At 39.5% G+C, this 20684-nt stretch carries 14 protein-coding genes and 5 pseudogenes; 7 read left to right on the forward strand and 12 right to left on the reverse strand.

Going from position 1 to position 20684, the window contains the following annotated elements:
* The first annotated feature begins 265 nt into the window (after window positions 1-265).
* Window positions 266-963, forward strand: a pseudogene (locus QE177_RS14515) (IS6 family transposase).
* Window positions 964-1025: 62 nt separating this feature from the next.
* A pseudogene (locus tag QE177_RS14520) lies at window positions 1026-1340 on the forward strand (L-serine ammonia-lyase, iron-sulfur-dependent, subunit alpha); the annotation flags it as partial.
* A gap of 179 nt (window positions 1341-1519) precedes the next feature.
* Here the strand turns inward: QE177_RS14520 and QE177_RS14525 are convergent.
* Together QE177_RS14525 and QE177_RS14530 are read right to left on the reverse strand one after the other, a co-directional pair.
* Window positions 1520-2752, reverse strand: coding sequence for a hypothetical protein (locus tag QE177_RS14525; protein WP_280552369.1), 1233 nt, complete (start codon window positions 2750-2752; stop codon window positions 1520-1522).
* Between the two features lie 268 nt (window positions 2753-3020).
* Window positions 3021-3584 (reverse strand): recombinase family protein, encoded by a 564-nt coding sequence (locus QE177_RS14530; RefSeq protein ID WP_280552371.1) that lies wholly within the window; start codon window positions 3582-3584, stop codon window positions 3021-3023.
* A 365-nt stretch (window positions 3585-3949) separates the two neighbouring features.
* On the opposite strand from QE177_RS14530, the pseudogene QE177_RS14535 reads away from it, so the two are divergent.
* Window positions 3950-4645 (forward strand): annotated as a pseudogene (locus QE177_RS14535) (IS6 family transposase).
* A 263-nt stretch (window positions 4646-4908) separates the two neighbouring features.
* Here the strand turns inward: QE177_RS14535 and QE177_RS14540 are convergent.
* From QE177_RS14540 to QE177_RS14555, 4 genes and pseudogenes are all read right to left on the reverse strand, one after another.
* Window positions 4909-5580, reverse strand: a complete 672-nt coding sequence (locus tag QE177_RS14540; RefSeq protein ID WP_280552373.1) for a YadA family autotransporter adhesin — start codon at window positions 5578-5580, stop codon at window positions 4909-4911.
* A 55-nt stretch (window positions 5581-5635) separates the two neighbouring features.
* Entirely contained in the window at window positions 5636-7129 is a 1494-nt protein-coding gene (locus tag QE177_RS14545) for a Tn3 family transposase (RefSeq protein ID WP_280552415.1), read from the reverse strand.
* A 21-nt stretch (window positions 7130-7150) separates the two neighbouring features.
* Window positions 7151-8509, reverse strand: coding sequence for a DUF4158 domain-containing protein (locus QE177_RS14550; RefSeq protein ID WP_348519933.1), 1359 nt, complete (start codon window positions 8507-8509; stop codon window positions 7151-7153).
* Window positions 8500-11461: pseudogene (locus QE177_RS14555) on the reverse strand (Tn3 family transposase). Before QE177_RS14555 ends, QE177_RS14550 begins: the two are co-directional and overlap by 10 nt.
* Before the next feature lie 200 nt (window positions 11462-11661).
* Between QE177_RS14555 and QE177_RS14560 the strand changes: the two are divergent.
* Window positions 11662-12213: a recombinase family protein gene (locus QE177_RS14560; protein WP_280552375.1), complete on the forward strand. Its 552-nt coding sequence runs from the start codon at window positions 11662-11664 to the stop codon at window positions 12211-12213.
* Window positions 12214-12462: 249 nt separating this feature from the next.
* Window positions 12463-13026: a recombinase family protein gene (locus tag QE177_RS14565; RefSeq protein ID WP_280552377.1), complete on the forward strand. Its 564-nt coding sequence runs from the start codon at window positions 12463-12465 to the stop codon at window positions 13024-13026.
* A gap of 26 nt (window positions 13027-13052) precedes the next feature.
* Here the strand turns inward: QE177_RS14565 and QE177_RS14570 are convergent, their stop codons facing one another.
* Window positions 13053-13208, reverse strand: coding sequence for a hypothetical protein (locus QE177_RS14570; protein WP_280552379.1), 156 nt, complete (start codon window positions 13206-13208; stop codon window positions 13053-13055).
* Window positions 13193-14092: a hypothetical protein gene (locus QE177_RS14575; RefSeq protein WP_280552381.1), complete on the reverse strand. Its 900-nt coding sequence runs from the start codon at window positions 14090-14092 to the stop codon at window positions 13193-13195. The genes QE177_RS14570 and QE177_RS14575 overlap by 16 nt, the downstream gene beginning before the upstream one ends.
* A gap of 889 nt (window positions 14093-14981) precedes the next feature.
* Between QE177_RS14575 and QE177_RS14580 the strand changes: the two genes are divergently transcribed.
* On the forward strand, window positions 14982-15395 hold the full coding sequence (locus QE177_RS14580) for a hypothetical protein (RefSeq protein ID WP_280552383.1): 414 nt from the start codon (window positions 14982-14984) through the stop codon (window positions 15393-15395).
* 94 nt (window positions 15396-15489) lie between these two features.
* On the opposite strand, the pseudogene QE177_RS14585 reads toward QE177_RS14580, so the two are convergent.
* The 4 genes and pseudogenes from QE177_RS14585 to QE177_RS14600 form a co-directional block, all read right to left on the reverse strand.
* A pseudogene (locus QE177_RS14585) lies at window positions 15490-16186 on the reverse strand (IS6 family transposase).
* A gap of 240 nt (window positions 16187-16426) precedes the next feature.
* Window positions 16427-16750 (reverse strand): hypothetical protein, encoded by a 324-nt coding sequence (locus QE177_RS14590; protein ID WP_280552385.1) that lies wholly within the window; start codon window positions 16748-16750, stop codon window positions 16427-16429.
* Window positions 16751-16752: 2 nt separating this feature from the next.
* Complete coding sequence (locus tag QE177_RS14595; RefSeq protein WP_280552387.1) at window positions 16753-17436, reverse strand: ParA family protein; 684 nt, start codon at window positions 17434-17436, stop codon at window positions 16753-16755.
* Between the two features lie 273 nt (window positions 17437-17709).
* Window positions 17710-18654 (reverse strand): replication initiator protein A, encoded by a 945-nt coding sequence (locus QE177_RS14600; RefSeq protein ID WP_280552389.1) that lies wholly within the window; start codon window positions 18652-18654, stop codon window positions 17710-17712.
* A 1005-nt stretch (window positions 18655-19659) separates the two neighbouring features.
* Here QE177_RS14600 and QE177_RS14605 point away from each other — a divergent pair.
* A complete protein-coding gene (locus QE177_RS14605; RefSeq protein ID WP_280552393.1) occupies window positions 19660-20544 on the forward strand; it encodes a competence protein CoiA family protein in 885 nt (294 codons plus the stop codon).
* Window positions 20545-20684 lie beyond the last annotated feature (140 nt).

Raw genomic sequence — 20684 nt, forward strand, 5'->3', positions numbered from 1 at the left:
AATTTTAAATAAACATTAATCATAAAACACTTTATAAACCGTTGATCTGGCAATTTTAATTGCCTGGAAATTGCTGTTGCTCCCATTCCTTGAGAACGCAGTTGTTTAATTTTCTCTCGATCAACACTACGCTTACGTCCAAATTGACCCCCCTTTAACTTTACTTCCAGCCAGCCTTCGTTTGTCCGTTCTAAAAGGCCCTATTGCAAAGATCGGGTTGGATTACTGATAATCTTTACTGACGATTTAATTAAAGGTGCCGGACATGAATGTTTTTAAAGGTCGACACTTTACCCGCGACATCATCCTGTGGGCAGTACGCTGGTACTGTAAATACGGCATTGGTTATCGTGAGCTGCAAGAAATGTTGGCTGAACGCGGGGTACATGTAGACCACACCACCCTCTATCGCTAGGTTCAGCGTTATGTGCCAGAAATGGAAAAACGGCTGCGTTGGTACTCGCGTAATCCTTCCTCTCTTTGCCCGTGGCACATTGACGAAACGTATATAAAGCTGAATGGCCGCTGGGCTTATCTGTATCGCGCTGTAGACAACAGACGGCGTACCCTGGATTTTTACCTTCCACCACGGCGTAACAACAAAGCGGCATACCGGTTTCTGGATAAAATTTTAAATAATGTAAAACAGGGACAGATTCCAGGCATTATCAATACGAATAAGTCTCCGACATACGCTCGTGCGATTCATCAGCTAAAACGTGAAGGCCAATGTCCGTCTGACGTTGAACACCGACAGATTAAGTACCGAAATAACGTTATCGAATGCGATCATGGAAAACTGAAGCGGATAATCAGCGTCATGCCGGGGTTTAAATCGATAAAGATGATTTATGCCACGATAAAAGAGATTGAAGTATACGACGTAAAGGTCAGGCTAAGTCATTTTACTTCGGCCATCCCCAGGGTGAGATGCGTCTAGTGAGTCGAGTCTTTGAAATGTAAGACCTTCACCAACAAATAAGGCTGCTGCCGCATCACGATATTTGCAACAGTGCCCAGCTACGATGGGAGCTGGTGCGGGTATAGCTTGGTTGTTCACTCATAACCTAAATGTTATACACACCTCTATTATCAATATGATCAGTGATGTTAGCGGAATAATTTGTGATGGCGCTTCCAATAGCTGTGCCATGAAGGTATCAACCGTAACCACAAGTGAGTTTAAAGCCGTATTAATGGCAAAAGAGAACATCCAAGTTAGTGGCAATGACGGTATTGTCGACACAGGTGTAGAGCAGAGTATCAATAATCTCTGTCGTCTGGTGGTTAACGTCATGCCATCAACAGACAAAGAAATTATTCATATTATGGCTGAAAAAATATGCATTAGTATTACTGTAAACCACTACGTTATTCCATTTGTATGCTGTTATCAGTCTCCATATAGCAGAAATAACAAGTAACTGACATCAATTTTAACCTTTTATCTCCACGTTAGAAAAAGAGTGGTATACCATTATCAACGTCTTGAATACTCGACCGATAAATACATATTCTACTAATTAGTGTTACTATCAGATTTTGGTAAATATTCTTTCCATTCATTAAGAGAGAATACATATTCCTGAGAAACCGGCTGTCCACGTAGGTAAAATGAGACATTGCTTTTTATATCAGGTTCCTCTCTATGTCTATATAACCAACGCAATTCAGATGCTGTAATTGAACGCCCATTAGGATAAGTTTTCTTTGCTATATCTGATATAGAATCAATAATTTCATCAACACAAAAGATAACTTTATTTTTTCTTACCATGGTTTGAAATTCTAATCCAGCCTTACTTGTCTTAATCCAACGTTTTGTATCTGTACTATAAGCCCGGTGTTCTGAAGATTGAGTTGTTACATTATATTTTGGATGTCTAGCAAGAAAATCCCTAAATGCTATGCCTCTTTCAACATCTCTTAACCTTTGAGCAATAGTTTCATCATTGCTAAATTCCTCTGGTGATCTACGATCCCATACGGAGTTGGTTAATGTATTTTGTATTACAATCTCTTTCTTATCATAAAGTGTTGCTAATTCTCTTGTTATCATTTTTCGACTGTGAGCTAAACCATAAACTACATCCCCTATATTAAAATCTAAAGTTGCTTTAACATCAAAACCATTTCTTTTTAAATTATCATGCCCTTTTAAAACATGCAGTTCAATATAGACATTCCCAAGGTTTAATTTATTTAATGATTGAGGGAGTGATTCAATACCCCATTTTATTTCAATATCTGAAACAACACTTAGTTCTTCAATGGAGTGTGGTAAATCCATTGGTAAATTAAGTGAGTTACACTGATTTAGTGTTAAAACTTTTAATTCACTTGGAAGATTATTTAACTGATTAAGATTTGATAGATACTCTAGTTTTATAATTGAAAGTTTTTGCGGTAAGGATGATATGCCATGTAGGGGAGCATTTGCTACTTCAAGCTTTTCCAAGTTATCTGGTAACTTAGGTAACTCCATTAAGGCCGGCATTTCAATATATAACCTACGAACACAATCGGGAATATGAGGTAAACTGCTAACGGATGATAACTCTCCATCATTTAATTCTAAAACAGTACTGTTGTTTTCTTTAACTTCCATTATTTTTTTTTCAATGATTTCCCGTCCAGCTCGCTCATGTTGCGGACCACTTCTAACCCATTTTTTTAAAACTAATGCTTCTTTATCAGGCCCTCCGCCTAATATTGCCCTTCCAAGAAACGATATATCTTTATGAATTTTCATTTTAATACCTAAAAATAAAATAATGTTTATGCGCTAGAAACATTTTTGTATAAATAAATCGAACAATGGCTTGTGTTAAAGAAAAAACGAAAATAAGATATCGCTTTTATTGAATGATAATATGTTAGGGGATTACCGGCCTGCATCAGGTAAATCACTTAAATTAAGCTACATTTAAGGATAATAAATTAAATTTTGATTGCTCTGCGATATTAAATAACAATCCTTAGAGCGCTGTTACAATAGTAACTAAGCGTTATGGTACAGGTTATTTTAACTTGACATACTCATTATCAAACACTTTATAAACCGTTGAGCGCGCAATATTTAATTGACGGGCAATTGCTGTTGCTCCTATTCCCTGAGAACGCAGTTGTTTAATTTTTTCTCGATCAACACTGCGTTTACGTCCAAATTTAATACCCTTCAATTTTGCTTCCAATCGACCTTCGTTTGTTCGTTCTAAAATACGTTGGCGTTCTGCCTGAGCAACTGCTGATAAGATGGTGACTATCATTTTTCCCATTGTACCTTCAGTGCTGATACCATCATCTAAAAATCGTATCGCCACCCCTTCTTGGTCGAACTCTTTTATTAACTGAATCATATCTGCAGTATCACGACCAAGACGATCTAGTTTTTTAATCAAAATAATATCGCCCTCTTCGACTTTCAAACGCAATAGATTGAGACCATTCCGTTTGGTATGGCTACCTGAGACCTTATCAGTAAAAATTCGATTTGCCTTTACACCGGCTTCTTTAAGTGCTTTAACTTGAATATCGAGTGATTGTTGACTGGTTGAAACTCTGGCATAACCAAAAAGCCGCATAAAATGTCTCCTTAATCGATTTAAAGACAATGAATGTCTATTATTGTTACAAAACGACTTAATAGACATTTTAGAGCCAATATTTTCAACTGTCTAAAAATTTATAATATTTTAGACAGGTAAATAATCTTTTAAAAAATAATATCGAGTGTTTGAATTTGATATGAGTAAATTATCTACTTACAAATTGATTAAACACATTAGGGCTCAAGTGATGAGCTAAATGAGACGCTGTCACTGTACTAATCGTTTTGAGCGCTGGGCGTTCCAGCACTTATTGGGGAAATAAAAAAGATGGTCCTGTTGCAAATATCGGCCCTGATTGTTGATAATCATGCTTGACGATTTAACTAAAGGTGCCCCACATGAATGTTTTTAAAGGTCGACACTTTACCCGCGACATTATCTTGTGGGCAGTACGCTGGTACTGTAAATACGGCATTAGTTATCTGAGCTGCAAGAGATACTGGCCGAACGCGGTGTGCATGTTGACCACACCATCCTCTATCGCTGGGTTCAGCGTTATGCAGCTGAAATGGAAAAACGGCTGCGGTGGTACTGGCGTAATCCTTCCGCTCTTTGCCCGTGGCACATTGACGAAACGTATATAAAGGTGAATGGCCGCTGGGCTTATCTGTATCGCGCTGTAAGAGCGTACCCTGGATTTTTACCTTGCACCACGGCGTAATAGCAAAGCGGCATACCGCTTTTTGGGTAAAATTTTAAACAATGTAAAACAGGGGCAGATCCCAGGCGTTATCAATACGGATAAGTCTCCGCCATACGCTCCGGCACTCACTCGGCTTAAACGAGAAGGTCAATGTCCGCCTGACGTTGAACACCGACAGATTAAGTACCAGAATAACGTTATCGAATGCGATCATGGCAAACTGAAACGGATAATCAGCGCCAAGTTGGGGTTTAAATCGATGAAGACAGCTTATGCTACGATAAAAGGGATTGAAGTGATACGGGCACTGCGTAAAGGTCAGGCTAAGTCATTTTACTTCGACCATCCCCTGGGTAAGATGCGTCTGGTGAGCAACGTCTTTGAAACGTAAGACCTTCACCAACAAATAAGGCGACCGTATCACGATCTTTGCAACAGTGCCATTTTTTAGTAAAATCATTTCAAAAGCTAAATGCAGACTCGGTTAATTAACTTTATATTTATTTAAAGCACAATTTTCTAACAAAAAGTAAAAAACTCTTAAAAATTATACTGAAGATAATACGAACAAAAAGCGAGGGCTAAATCTCGCTCGTTTTTATGCTTATTAACTAAAACGGTTAATTACTAATTGATACTATCTGAATAATAAAGTTACCATTGATAGCCCACACCAACAGTTGCTCCAAAATCACTTTCAGTATTAGCACTACCTTGTAACTTAGTTACCCAATGACCATTCTCAGAAATATGAGAAACACCAACTGCAATGGCTGATTTATTACCATAACCCCCGAGAGCTATACCAGCCAGGTTTGAGTTAGGTTGATAGGCTTGTGGAATACCTGACATAGCCATAGTAGAAGCTACTCCTGCCGTTAATTTATCATCTAAATAGTCAATACGCTTATCTAAGTGTCTGTAAGCGTCATTATTCGCATTTTGGATTTCTCTTAATTGACGGATATTCACCGCGTCGTTATCACTAACACCCGCTTTAACACCACTAATCCTCCGATTACCTCTTTTCCCTACAATATTAATTTTCATGCCATCCTTATTCTGACCAATATGAATATCTTTCGTACCTTTATCTTGTGATATCATACCTGTCCCGCCGCTGTTTATAATGTTATTAACCTCCGATAAGATGTTTTGAATTTCATTAATATTTTTATTGACTCGTTGGTTAGCTTGATACAGCTGGGAACCATTAATGGCATCTTTGCTATCAGCACTGATTTTACCCTTCTTCACATTAATCAATAGACGTTCACCCTTCGTCCCCCTAAAGTCAATTAAAGTGCCGTCAGTATCTTTAGCCACAGTGATATTCGGGTAGTTTGCGGGAAAGTGCAAGGAACTACGTTAAGAGTTTTGCTTACCACTCATAGAAACCCGTCAAGATAATATGCTCCCAGCCAAGAGGGGATAGATGCGCCAGTTTCTCCGGTGCTATCTCGATACCTTGCCTTTGCATAGCTTGAATGATTCGTCCTAAATGCTTGGTGTTCCAGTAGATTATTATGGCAGCGAGCAAATTAAGATGCATCATGCGTAGATGCTGATTTTCAGAGAAGCGATCTGTAATTTCTCCCCGCCGATTGAAGCTAAGCGCTCGTTTTAACGCATGATGAGCCTCTCCTTTGTTTAGACCCATTTGGGTTCGACGTTGCATAGCCATAGAACTAACCCACTTTAGGATAAATATTGTGCGTTCAATCCGTCCGATTTCTCTCAAGGCAATAGCTAATTCGTTTTGGCGTGGGAAAGAAGCGAGCTGCCGTAAGATATCACTCGGAACAACTTTATGCGTCATAACACTGGCAATAAGACGAATAATATCAGGCCATTGCTTTTCAATTCGTGTGATATTGGCTCTAGCAGAGATAAGTTCTTTCATTACTTTGGGTACAGAAACTCCATCCATACCAGAGAGTTTTAGAGACGAGATATTACGCAACTTAGGTGAAAACTGGTATCCAAGCAAAGCACACATAGCAAAGACATGATCTGTAAATCCTCCGGTATCTGCATAATGCTCTTTTATACGTTTCCCTGCATCATTCATCGTAAGCCCATCAAGAATATAAGGCGCTTCATGGGCTGTTGCTGGAATAGTTTTCAGCGCAAATGGTCCATATTGATCAGAGACATGTGTATAGGCTTTAATGCCAGGGACAAGGCCATACTTGGCATTGACAACGTTCATCGCTTCTCCAGAGCCGCCGCTTATCATAAACTGGCCGTCTGAAGATGAGCTTGTGCCATCACCCCATGCGCTCGCCAAAGGAAGGTCTTTATGCTTCTCGATGACAACAGCTAGAGCATCAGTCATAGTCTCACTTGTCACATGCCAGTTAGAGATGCGCATCAGTGACCAAGGTGATATGTTGGATGAGTTGCATGAGGCCATTTTCTTTAACCCCATATTGATGCCGCCTGCTAGCAAGACATTAAGCAAACCAATTTCATCTGCACACGGTGAACCACTATGAATGTGAGTGAAACTGTCTGTCAGTCCAATATCTTCATTGACCTCACGTAAAATCTCTGTAATCGAAACGTCTGGCATTTGTTTGTATGAGAACTGATCCATGCCTTCTGGTATCTGGCGGTCAAGGCGATTGACTCGTATTTTTCCGTTCTCAATTCCGCTATTGGGTAAACTGTTATGGCGTATCATTTGGTTTACCTGTTTGATTTGTTGTGCCAGTAACTCTTGGCGGCTTTTAATCCATGTTTGCGGCTCTAGAGGAATGGGTAGCGATAAGGTCTGTTTGGCTGTTTCAAGAGAAAGTAGTTGCTGACGAGTATCTTGGTAAGTACCAGAATCTGATACCCAAAGATCACGAGAGCGAAGGTTATCACGAATAGCAAAGAGAACTGCCGTTTCCTAAAGCTTTCTCTCTGGTGATTGACTTAAGCGTTTACGCCATTTTGCATTAGCGAATTCAGTCGGCAAAATGACATTTGATTGCCCTCTAGCATTCGCTTGATTCAGCTTCTTCAATAAAGATATGGCATCTAATAATGGCTGCGTCGCCTCATTACCTTCAAAAGTAATATCTTCAAGCAGACGTTGCGTATAGCGCCTAAATCTACCATGCCCCCGCAGCACATATTCTAGAGGGTCATTACCTAATCTTTGCGATAGCTCTGTTGCTGTTAGTATGAGGGAGTACAGTTCGTGTGCATCAGTTATCACTTCAGGTACAGCGAGATTTTTTGCATGGCCCTTCAAAAGCTGTTTTCCTAAAGTAACAAAAGATTTAAGGGTTTTGTGGGCAACAGACTTCTGTTCAGCGAGTTGATCGTCCAGATGACGCTTACATTCGTTGTAAGTTTTGCCAACAATTCGGTCGTGGGTTACCAGTGCAGCATCTGTTATCATTGCCTGCCACTCTATTGCACAGATAGCTAATATAGCTAACCTTCTAGATTCATTAATTTCGCGTAATCCATCTGCATAATAGGACTCACCTTGCTGCCTCAGCCAAACAACGCGATGTGACGGGATTCCTCGCAAAATAGACTTAGGAATGTTCAATTCTTTCAAGTATTCCAGCTTATTAAGCAAGCGGTTCACATCAGCTGAATTGTGACCAGCTTCAAATCGTTTCAACCAACCATAGATGGTAAGTCGACCATCGACAGTGTCCTTGAGTAAGCCATGCAGACTTTCCTTCATCTTATCATCAAGACGCTCCATGACTTTAGCGACGATAGTGCGTTCTCCAGCGACTCGTGCATCAGCACACAATCGCTCAATCACCGTAACGCCGGGAAGAATGATCTTATATTTGCGGCATTGCTTAACGAACAACTCTACTAGCTCGGCATTACTCCTTGTTTCTATCGCAGTCTCTGTAAGCCAGTTTATAAATGATTTTTCGTCAGAATCCTGAAAAGTACGAAATCCATAAGACCGCTGTAAAGAAGATGAGTGTTCATATCTGGTCTCAGTACGCAAACCATATTCTATGAGCTCATTCTGATCTAGGCCTAACTGCTGAGCTATAAATCTTAATGTTTCTTGCGGAATAAACTCTTTCTTTTGCAGTAACCTTCCGGGATAACGAAAGGCACAAAGCTGTAGAGCATAGCCGAGTTTATTGGCTGCTTTACGTTTTTTGTTAACACGCAAAATATCTTCATCGCTTAGAATATAGTATTGCAGCAATGTAGGTTCATCCTTTGGTAATTCTAGTAGGGGTAGCCACAGAATTCGGAAAATATAGCACGCTAAGCAGATTGCAGTGGTCGTAGCGGCCTAAACTTACCTAAGCCGATCTTGGTATTGCTACGCCACAGGTAATCCCCTGTCAGGTTGATGTGCTCCCAACCCAGCGGCGATAGGTATTGTAATAACGCATCATCAACGATATGTCCTTTGGCACGTAATCCATTCACCACACTTTCCAGATAAACTGTGTTCCATAGTACGATGGCGGCAGTCACCAGGTTAAGACCACTTGCTCGATAACGCTGTTGCTCAAAACTGCGGTCTCGGATTTCCCCAGACGATTGAAAAACACAGCTCGAGTTAAGGCATTACGAGCCTCCCCTTTATTCAATCCTGCGTGTACGCGGCGACGGAGATCAACACTTTTGTAACCAATCCAAAATGAACAGCGTGCGCTCGATACGTCCCAGCTCGCGTAGGGCGAGTGCCAGACCATTTTGGCGTGGGTAGCTGCTAAGCTTCCTTAACATCAGGGAGGCCGTGACCGTGCCTTGCTTTATAGAGGTCGCCAACCGCAAAATTTCATCCCAATAGGAGCGGATGAGCTTGATGTTGAGTGTTCCGCCAATCATTGATTTCAATCCCTCATAGGTGACATCTCGCTTTGTAATGTAGAGCTTGGTCTCTCCAAGGTCACGTATGCGCGGGGGCAAAGAAATCCCAATAGGTGCATCAACGCGAAAACGTGATCGGTAAATCCTGCCGTGTCGGTGTAGTGCTCTTCGATTCGAAGATCTGATTCATGATAAAGCAAACCGTCAAGTACGTAGGTTGAGTCACGTACACCGACATTGACCACTTTTGTATGAAATGGCGTGTACTGATCAGAAATGTGAGTGTAGAAGGTCCGTCCTGGACTACTGCCATATTTGGGATTGATGTGTCCCGTGCTCTCCGCCTTGTTGCCAGTGCGGAAATTTTGACCGTCAGATGAAGACGTGGAACCATCACCCCAATGCTCGGCAAACGGATGTTGGTATTGTGCATTGACTAACTCGGACAAGGCTGCGCCATACGTTTCGTCTCGGATATGCCAGGCTTGCAGCCAAGCAAGTTTGGCATAGGTGGTGCCCAGACACGATTCAGCCATCTTACTCAGCCCCAGATTGATCGCGTCGGCAAGGATTGTCGTCAGCAACAAATTCTTGTCCTTAGCCAGAACACCCGATTTCAAGTGTGTGAAATGCCGTGTAAAACCAGTCCATTCATCGACTTCAAGCAGCAACTCAGTGATCTTGACATGTGGTAGGGTTCTAGCGGCTTGATCGATAAAGAGCTGCGCGTGAGTGGGTACCGCTGCATCCGGAGTGATCTTTAGGCCAGAGGCTGTGATGATGGCATCCGGCAGTTCATTTGCTTTCGCCAGGCGATTGACAGCAGCAAGCTGCGTTTCCAAACGCATCAGCCGCTCATTCAGATACTGATCACAGTCGGTAGTTATGCCCAGCGGCAATTCTCCTGCCTCTTTGAGGCCAGCAAATTTATCGGGGGGAACAAGGTAGTCCTCAAAATCCTTGAACTGGCGAGATCCCTGCACCCAGATGTCACCGGAACGCAATGCGTTCTTCATCTCCGATAGCACGCATAGCTCGTAGTAACGTCGATCGATGCCGACGTCGGTTATCACCAACTTCTGCCAGCGAGGCTTGATGAACCCCGTTGGCGCATTGCAAGGGACTTTGCGGGCATTATTCTTGTTCATACTACGCAGCACATCGATAGCCTCCAATACATCTTTGGCAGTGGGCGCGGCCCTCAACTTGAGCACAGTGAGGAAGGCTGGAGCGTAACGGCTCAGTGTGGTGTATCCCTCCCGAGACGATGCAGGAAATCGAATTCTTCTGGCTGCGCGAGCGATTGTGCCTCTGTCACGCTTTTTGCAAAGGCTTCCCAGGATATGACTGTCTCAATAGCAGTAAACGGATCATTGCCGGCCTGCTTGGCTTCGAGCAATGCTTGGCCTATACGGCCGAATAATCGCACCTTGGCATTAATTGCCTTTCCTGATGCTTGGAACTGTTTCTGATGTCGCTTCTTGGCATCATTGAACAGCTTACCCAGGATACGATCATGAAGGTCAATAATTTCATCGATGACGGTGGCCATCCCCTCAATGGCTAGCGCAACCAATGTCGCATAGCGACGTTGGGGCTTGAACTTGGCCAAGTCTGCGGGGGTCATCTGTCCTCCCTCACGGGCAATCTTCAGTAATCGGTTTTGATGGATCAGCCGTTCGACACCAATAGGCAGATCGAGTGCCTGCCATACCTTGAGTCGTTCGATATGTTCCAGCATGTGCCGTGAATTAGGTTTTACTGGTGATAAACGGAGCCAAGCCAGAGTAGTAGTTTTACTGTTATCCCGCAGTTTGAGCAGATCGTCGAGACGAAGACGGTGCGAGTCTGACAACGATTTGGCTAAGGTATCGTAGATACGTCGATTGGCATGGGTAAGTCCTTCAGCACAAGCCCTCTCAACAGCATTGATGGCTGGCAAAATAATTGATCGCTGCCGCAGATAATCAATTAATGCGTTCACCATCACAATGCCCTTGTCGGTTTGCATAGCCAGCTCAGTCATGGCATGGACGGCCTGCCGGTAGTAGTTCATGTTGAATAGCTGAAAACCGAACATTGTTTGCAATTCAACCAGATGTTCGCGCCGTGTCTGCTCCCGCTGCCCATACTCGTCCCAACTTTCGATACTAACCTCAAGCTGGTCGGCAACCAATTTTAATAAGGGCGGAAATGGCCGCTCATCGATACCAAGGACGATGCCGGGAAAGCGCAGATAGCAGAGTTGCACCGCGAACCCCAGGCGATTGGCTGCTCCTCGACGCTGTCGGATGATGGATAGGTCAGTTTCGCTAAACGTGTAGTGACGGATCAACTCATCCTTGTTATCAGGCAACGCCAGCAAGCTTTCGCGCTCGGCGGTAGAAAGGATTGAACGGCGAGGCATACAGTTTCCTTTTTCTTGAAAACGAAGGTTTGCGAGAATGTCTTTTGTTGTCCTTCGACTGTACGCAATATCAATACGTTACTGTTCTCAAAAACCATTCTTGAAACATTATTCTCAATTTACTACCATTTCAATGAGTTTCGAGAGTCAATTGTTCATAAAAATCCTGTCATGCAATGGAATTACGGAGAAGAATTACAGTGTTAATTGGATATGCAAGGGTATCTACAGAAGAACAAAATTTAGAGTTGCAAAAAGATTCATTAGTAAAACATGGCTGTCAGAAAATCTTTGAAGATCAAATAAGTGGTACCCGAGCAAACAGGCCAGGTTTAGACAAAACATTGGAAATGTTGAGAGATGGAGACACTTTAGTTGTATGGAAACTAGATAGGCTTGGGCGTTCTGTAAAACAGCTAGTAGAGCTAATCGATAAATTACAGCAACGGGGAGTTCAGTTTAAAAGCCTCACAGACTCAATAGATACTGGGACATCTTCCGGTAGATTCTTTTTCCATGTGATGGCTAGTCTTGCTGAGATGGAGCGAGATCTAATAGCAGAGCGAACCAAAGCTGGACTAGAAGCTGCACGTTTACGAGGCCGGAAAGGTGGTCGTAAACCCAAAATGACCGAGAGCAAAATATCCTCAGCAAAGCAATTGCTGGCTAATGGAGTCCCCCCAAAAGATGTCGCAAATAACTTAGGAGTATCTATTCCGACACTGTATAGATGGATCCCCGCCTCTAAATAGGCTTAGCGTGCTATATTTTCCGAATTCTGAGGCTACCCCTAGTAAGTCTTGACGCTGCCTTTCAGTCAGGATAGTACGATGTGACAAAGGGAAATCTCCAGATAAAGTGAGTGCAAAAAGTATACTTCTTGCACGGATGCCCCAATATAATGAAAATGAGTGGTACAATCCAAAAAAACAGCGCAAAAACTTTAGCAATAAACAACGTGCGTAAACCTAAATGATTTATTCTTTTTGCACTTATTACCTATGACACAATTAATTGGATATGCTCGCGTAAGTTCAACTTCACAAAATCTAGATGCACAAATTGACCAATTAGAGCAAGCCGGATGTGAAAAGGTTTTTACCGACAAAATAAATGGCACAAAGAAAGACCGGCCTGGTTGGCAAGATATGATCCATTACATCCGTACTGGTGACATACTGGTTATCACAGAGTTAAGCCGGATGTCGCGGTCACTCTCACATTTGCTTGAAATCGTCGATGAATTAAAAGACAGGCAAGTTGAACTAAAATCGCTCCGCGAAAATATAGATACCTCAACAGCAACAGGACGGGCATTCCTTTCCATTATGGGTGCTATTTCTCAAATGGAGCTAGAGATAAAGGCTGAACGCGCGGAAGCAGGAAGAGTAGCAGCAAAAGCCAGAGGGAAATCAGGTGGTCGACCTAAAACTGATCCAGATAAGCTGGAGCAGGCTCGCATACTTTATCAAAATTCTGAAAAGTCGGCTCGTGAGGTCTGTGAGCTATTTGGTTTCTCAAGAAGAACGTTATTTAGCTACATGAAAGAGCATAAAATGCCTTAACGTAGTTCCCTGCACTTTCCCGCAAACTACCCGATATTACGAGATGATGGGTTTTGTTGTACTAAACCAACAGTACCATTATTAATACCCTCAGTAATATTTATAATTGCGGCTTTATTATCAGCGATATTTTGTGTGCTTTGATTTGTCGCACCATCTAAGGCGGTTAATGCATCACCCACGTTATTAACGGCATTCCCCTGGTATTATATTTAGGGCTAGATATGGTGCTATCACTATTTAAGCTTGAGCCTCCCCCTAAGCTATCAACAACACTTTTATTGGTTCCATATAATTGACTGCCATTGACCGCTTCTGTTGAACTAGCGGAAAGGGTCGCTGCTTTAACGTTTGTAATGTTTCTTTCCGCACCGATACTACCAACAGAAATGGTGTTTTCTTTATCTGCCAGTGAATTAGCGCCTAGTGCGACTGCTTTAGCTGCGCTCGCTTTGCTGTTCGCACCCAAAGCAACGGAATTGTCAGCCCCTCTTTCAACCCGAGCACCCCCATCGGTATTTGAGCCAATAGCTACCCCTCCAGTAGCAGCTGATTCAAGTCTTTTATCAACAGCATGTAAGTTGTCACTACTTAGTGATTTAACATTAATGATCTCACGCTTTACATTACTCCCAATAGCAACACCATGGTTACCGGTTACTATCGATGCTGTACCAATTGCTATCGCTGATTTATTTTGCGCGTCTGCACCTGTCCCTACAGAGGTTGATTGTGCACCCGACAAAGAATTAAATCCTACTGATACACCATGGTTGTCTAACCCTCTAGAGCTTGTTCCTAAAGTTGTTACTCCACCTTTACCTTCACCTGATGCCGCACAACCAACAATAGTTGACCAGACACCACTGCCGTCTTTAGCGGGTATATTAGCAGGAGTTATATTACGATAACCAATATCCATAATTTCGCTATTATTGCAAATATCTGGAGTAATAGTAGATGCGATTGAAATAGGAGAAATTAATGTACTAATAACGATAATAAAATTTAATATATTAAATACATTCTGTAATATATTTTGTGTTATCTTATAAAATATTTCCATGATTAATATTACCTTTATTATAAATAAGTTATTTATATTATTTGGCGTAACATTTATTGGTAATTTTATTAAAAAACACAAAACTTTTGGTATAAAAAACTTAAACAAAGTAAGCAGAGTGTAATTGGTTAAGGTAAATGTAAGTAATAAAATAATTATATAATAATATATTAAAGACTTTATATTTTCCAAATCTTAAAGTTATTAATTAGTGTTCATCCTAAAAAATCTGGTTGGATTACTCTATATTCTTGCTTAACAAATTCGTCAATATCTGGCTTATTCCTTGAATCTACGTAATTTCGAAGAAATAATATTTGAGAAAAGTATTATTGTTGACCATTAAATCCTGTGCCGCAGAGCTATCAGACTGATATTAATATAAATAAGACGCTTTACCAGTATAATCATCCGATGAGCCACAATGATACATGGATGAGACTTATATAAAAATCAAAAGCCAGTAAAAAATATTCATATTTAGCTTTTAACTCATCTCAGGCTAAGCTATCGGTTTTTTATTGATACGAACCGAGGTAGTAACCATCGGCTAATACCACGGTACTAACTGCTCTCAACTCAGAGATGAACAAAAATATGAAACTATTCGTGTGCAAATATTTCTTGTGGATATTGGGTATGTATGTTAAAGAATAGATAACTGTAACGTCCGAAAATGGATGATTTATTACTGGCAGTTCTATTTTATTTGTTAGCTATAAAAAAATAATTTCAAGACTTTGTTGATTTTTTTCTGTTGATACATCAGAACTTTATTAAAGAATTCAGTTTAGGCCAAGAGTAATTAAACAATAAATGAAAAAATAGAATTTCTTCTATTTTTTAAATAAATAATGCTTGTTCTTTTAAACTTATGAGAGGCAATAATATGAACGAAAATACACAGTACGGCGAAAAATTCTCTATTTACTTTAAATTTATTGACGATATTTTTAAAAAGAGTGATGTATTCGAAGCTAATGTAACTGACTCTACTGGTAAATTAACAAAATTTAAATCAATTTATCCAGATAAAACTGAATATAAAAAATTAGAAATTCCTGATTCAGCTGGAACCATAATATTAGATATTATTATACTAAGAACAGATAACGCAGAACAGATAGCAAAAGGAAAAGTTACTATTAAATACGATGATATTTTGGATGAGCTTACAGTTACCCCGCTAAAATTTAATGAAAAGAAAAGAGGTATTTCAATATGGCTAAAAAAAGATGAAAAAACAAATAGTTATTTTACTTTTGAAATCAGTCGCGGTGAAAACAGCTCTGTTGCTGGATAGCTGTAGTGGTTCCGTCGCATTAATGGAAAAAGCTTAAATTTAGGCACTGTTCCAAAGATCGTGATGCGGTAGCCTTAATTTGTTGGTGAAGGTCTTACATTTCAAAGACTCGACTCACCAGACGCATCTCACCCAGGGGATGGTCGAAGTAAAATGACTTAGCCTGACCTTTACGCAGTGCCCGTATCACTTCAATCCCTTTTATCGTGGCATAAGCTGTCTTCATCGATTTAAACCCCAGCAGGGCACTGATTATCCGATTCAGTTTGCCATGGTCGCATTCGATAACGTTATTTCGGTACTTAATCTATCGGTGTTCCAACGTCAGACGGACATTGACCTTCACGTTTGAGCTGAGCAAGCACACGAGCGTATGTCGGAGACTTATCCGTATTGATAACGCGTGAGAGCTATCCTTGTTTCACGTTATTTAAAATTTTACCCAGAAACCCGTAGCCACTTTGCTGTTACGCCGTGGGGGCAAGGTAAAAATCCAGAGTACGCTCTTACAGCGCGATACAGATAAGCCCAGCGGCCATTCACCTTTATATACGTTTCGTCAATGTGCCACGGGCAAAGAGCGGAAGGATTACGCCAGTACCACCGCAGCCGTTTTTCCATTTCAGCTGCATAACGCTGAACCCAGCGATAGAGGATGGTGTGGTCAACATGCACACCGCGTTCGGCCAGTATCTCTTGCAGCTCAGATAACTAATGCCGTATTTACAGTACCAGCGTACTGCCCACAAGATAATGTCGCGGGTAAAGTGTCGACCTTTAAAAACATTCATGTGGGGCACCTTTAGTTAAATCGTCAAGCATGATTATCAACAATCAGGGCCGATATTTGCAACAGTGCCCAAAAAAGTGGATATACGAACATGATGTCATTTCATTTAACTAAAAAATATTGAATAATAAAGAACCGACTAACACGTATTTAGAAAAATACTACTTTTGCTCAATGGGAATATATAGCAATAAGTGGAAATTTAAATGCTAATTCCCACTACCTTTCGAGAAGGACAATATTAAGGGTGATTTTCTTTTTCAAGAGCATCTAAAGCCTGATCGAAGAGATCGCCAAGAACACGAATCCCTCTTTTTTCTGCCAAATCATAGAATCTCTGAAAGCTGCTTTCTCTAACTTTTATATTCAACTGCCTTTTTCTTTCACCTGAATTAAATCTTGCACGTTTTTGTTGCTTTTGATCTTGAGCTTCACGTGAAGGAAAGCCATTTTCTCGAGATATTCTTTCTATATCATCCTTATTTGCTGTTGGATTTGGCTCTGTTTTAGGTTTAAATTTATCTAAATTTGCAAATGCATCTACTCGCTTTATTGAATCTGTCATCGCTACCCCTCCGGTGATAATTTTGAAATTAATTCTGCTGCAAATGCATCAGCATTATTGATAGCTTTATCAATTCCTGGAGCTTCAGACGAATTTAATGTATCCAAAGGCTTTTGGAAAAAAAACATTGAACGGAAAGCTTCTCTTTCAGTTAATACGGTGTCAAAAACAGGGATCCCTTTTTCATGCAGACTTTTTCTTAAGCTCGCCATATTTCGTGTTTGATATGCTGGAGGTGTACGTGTTAAAAGTATTGAAAATGGCAGTGTATAATCTTTAACATGTCTTCTAACAGCCTGTTCTTGATCCTTTACTAGCGCTATCGCTCTACCTGCTTGTTCAGCATCTAATAATGATCCTTGCATTGGAATAACAACAAAATCAGCTTCTTGAAGTGCGTGAATCACGATTTTAGCGGCAGTACCTTCAAGATCAACGATTACAATAGGGTCTACAGCGGCTGCTTCACGTATTTTGGTAGCTATATTATTTTCTGTAACATCAGAAATAACATGCATATTTTCTGGACAAGCGCCCCCGTTAGCCCACTTTTGAATTGGATAATTGGGATCTGCATCAATAATAGAAACACCTACCCCTCTCTTAGCAAGTTGTGTTGCAAATAGAAGTGAAGATGTAGTTTTTCCAACACCACCTTTGGGACTTATAAATGTATATGTAGGCATAAGATAACTCCAAGTATCTAAAGATATCCAAAAATATTAAAAAGATATCTTAAAGTATCTAAAGATATCATAACAATATTAAAAGATATCTTAAAATAGCTAAAAGTATCATATTAATATCAAAAGATAGCCAAAAGTATCTAAAAATACCATAATAATATTAAAGATATCTTAAAGTATAAAAAGTTATCATAATAATATTAAAAGATATCATAATCTTACTAAAAGATATCTAAAGATATCACACAAGACATAAAAAGATATCTTTAAGTACTAATTGATATCTTTATTTTTTTGGAGTGTTTTTTTAATCTTATAAACTTCACGTTTTCCTTGCTCTTTTTTACGCGAAGCTTCTGCTTTCGATGTGTTTTGATTGCGGTTTTTAAAGGTTACTTTATCGGTATTAGGATCGAAAAAAACTTCATAATCAGGGAGATCGTTTATCGTACAAAGATTTTTAACAAGTCGTTTAAATTCTCTTTTGTTTGATGAGCTACCTGTTTTTAAATGAAGTTTTTCCAATGAAATTATAAATTCATGTTGCCCACCGCAGTGTTTTCGGGCAATTTCATACAATCGACGATCGATAGCTTTACGAATTCGAAAATAATCTGGACTAATTTTTAACATTTTGTTTTTACTTAATGCTTGATACAACCAATCAGGAATCATGACTTCAACCATCCCAATATCGAGATTCCCTTTTTTTTCATCGAGAATGCGCCAGCTATCAATTAATCCAAATCCCACTGATTCTTGTTTATCTGAAGAGTAAACAATATTCGTTGTTATTCTTGTACCAGCCAATCTTTCTAAAGATTTTTCAAGCTCTTTATAAGTTCTACCACTAATAGTTCTGTTCGTTGTTACAAAAAAATCGTAAGGGGTAAAAGCAATTGTTCTACTAATCGGCTGATGATTATTTATCGCTTCTTGTAACTTCGATATTGCATAAATCCAAACATCTTTATCAAAGACAGTTGCCATCCCATATTCTGCGTTAGGTGCTATAACTACTGTTTTGCTACCACTTTTATACCTTCTAGTATCTCTATCTCCACCTTTTAATGCAAAAAATGGATGCTCCATACTTGCCATTTCATCACGAAAACCAGAAAGTTCAACCTCATCAGCAATAAAAAAATCTATCTCATGTTTACGCGGTTTTAATGTCTTCAAATTGTATTTTCTCGTTTTAGTTGTAAGATCAGTCATAGCCTCAATCCTAAGAACAGTAGGGTTGCTGGTTAGAGACTAATTGGTGTTAGCGGCATCGATTAGTCTCGTCAAAATCTGTGATTTACACACACCTCAATTAACAAAAAAAAGAGCAAATAAGGCACTCAACAAGTTAAAATTAAACAAAAAAAACAAAAATACTGTGATTTACACACAAGAATAGTGTGATTTACACATAAAGCAAGTTTTTTTATCCATAATTTTATGTGAATAACTCGATAGATATACTGTGATTTACACACAAAGTACTGTGATTTACACACAAAGTACTGTGATTTACACACAAAGTACTGTGATTTACACACAGACATGCGTTTTTTTATTATATATTTCAAATAATTATAAGCATTTTTTAATTCTTAACTTATTTTAACTATACATAACTATATTTAACCGCTTTTTTTGTTCACTTTTGCTGTGGATAACTTTATCAAGACAATGTTAAAACTTTACTTAAAATTCTAATAAACTAGACTTAATCTTAATAGAGCAAATTTTAACCAATTGAGTAACCTAATCTATTTTTGAGCTCTGATGACATTCCGCTTCCTCGCTCGTTCACTCTCTCACGCTTCGGTCACTTAGCTGCGGTGAGCGGTGAAGGTTTCAAAGATAATGAATTTTTCTAACGTTAAAACACCCTAAAAACGTTTCTGGGCGTTTTTTCAATTAAATTATACCCAACCTATTTGGCTATCTTTAAGTTGTTCCTATTGTCTATTGGGAAGGTTAAGTTTTATGAGTTGTTTTTTTATACTTTATGTATGTTGTAACTAATTATTTAGGCAACATACTTGTGCAATTGACAATTTAATTTTGGAAAAATGAAGGCTCTTAAGATTCACATTTTAAAGTAAATCTATTATCCAAACGCATTGAAAATATGTCCATTTTAAGAATATTATTTCAAACATTAGGTTATCGATTATCAAAACTATTCGAACACTACCCACTATTGGTGGTACATACAGGGATGTTGTTATGACGTTGGAAAACCATATACCCTTTGGATTAAGGCTCGAAGATCATACATTCATTGATGTTACCGATGTAGCAAAAGGAAAGCAATGTGGCTGCATTTGTCCATCCTGCCATATTCCACTAGTAGCAAGGAAAGGAAATGTAAACCGGTGGCATTTTGCCCACTCCTCACGCAAAGTGGATATTGTGGATCAAGAATGCGAATTTTCGTTCTTTGTTTCAGTTCGTGCAATGGCAAAGCAACTCATCGATACAAAACTTTTAATCACCTTACCGCAATGGCATGGTAGGTTAATCGAACGCCTACATAATACTGTTTTCTCTGAGGATTACTGGATTACTAATTCCCATGATATCTGTCTTGATAATATTCGAAAAGAATACTCTTTTGAAAACACCCTAGTGGATATATACGGAAATATAGATAAATACCCCTTTTTAATTTATTTCACCCATCCTGGACGAAGCTTACCTGAAAATCTGTTAACTCCGGAGTTGGAACAGTGCGGTATTCTGGAAATAAAACTCGACAATACACGCCGATTATATTCAAAGGAAAATACAGCAAATGTTAAATTCATAGATGAACTCAAAGACTTTTTGCAGCATGATAGTGACTCTAAACAGTGGATATTTCATCCACGAAAAAACAGTGAAGCCATGAAAGCCCAAAAGCGATTGGATGAAAGAATCAAAAACCATATTCCTCCTCAATCACACACACAAGAAAAATGTAAGCAAAACGTGCAAGACTCTTCTCCCAGACAAGAAAAAGACAAAAATTATCAATGTCTGAATTGTCAGTGGAAATGGGTAGGGCTAGTGCATGCAAGATTGGAATGCCCTCAGTGTCACAGAGATCACCTCTATATCAGAAATATTTAAGTGATTAATCTTAACTACGAGATGAAAAAACACATTTTTTATACAATAGCCTGAAAAATTTCTAATAAACAATTTTGTGACTTTAATCACAATTAAAATTTAACAATATTTTTAAAAATAAAATATGATATAAATATATT

It is taken from the genome of Arsenophonus sp. aPb (genome assembly GCF_029873475.1).
GTDB lineage: Bacteria > Pseudomonadota > Gammaproteobacteria > Enterobacterales > Enterobacteriaceae > Arsenophonus.

Coding starts and splice junctions, on each gene's coding strand:
- QE177_RS14580 (WP_280552383.1), top strand. CDS start 14,982: ATGAACGAAAATACACAGTACGGCGAAAAATTCTCTATTTACTTTAAA.
- QE177_RS14605 (WP_280552393.1), top strand. CDS start 19,660: ATGACGTTGGAAAACCATATACCCTTTGGATTAAGGCTCGAAGATCAT.
- QE177_RS14565 (WP_280552377.1), top strand. CDS start 12,463: ATGACACAATTAATTGGATATGCTCGCGTAAGTTCAACTTCACAAAAT.
- QE177_RS14600 (WP_280552389.1), bottom strand. CDS start 18,654: ATGACTGATCTTACAACTAAAACGAGAAAATACAATTTGAAGACATTA.
- QE177_RS14525 (WP_280552369.1), bottom strand. CDS start 2,752: ATGAAAATTCATAAAGATATATCGTTTCTTGGAAGGGCAATATTAGGC.
- QE177_RS14575 (WP_280552381.1), bottom strand. CDS start 14,092: ATGGAAATATTTTATAAGATAACACAAAATATATTACAGAATGTATTT.
- QE177_RS14530 (WP_280552371.1), bottom strand. CDS start 3,584: ATGCGGCTTTTTGGTTATGCCAGAGTTTCAACCAGTCAACAATCACTC.
- QE177_RS14595 (WP_280552387.1), bottom strand. CDS start 17,436: ATGCCTACATATACATTTATAAGTCCCAAAGGTGGTGTTGGAAAAACT.
- QE177_RS14590 (WP_280552385.1), bottom strand. CDS start 16,750: ATGACAGATTCAATAAAGCGAGTAGATGCATTTGCAAATTTAGATAAA.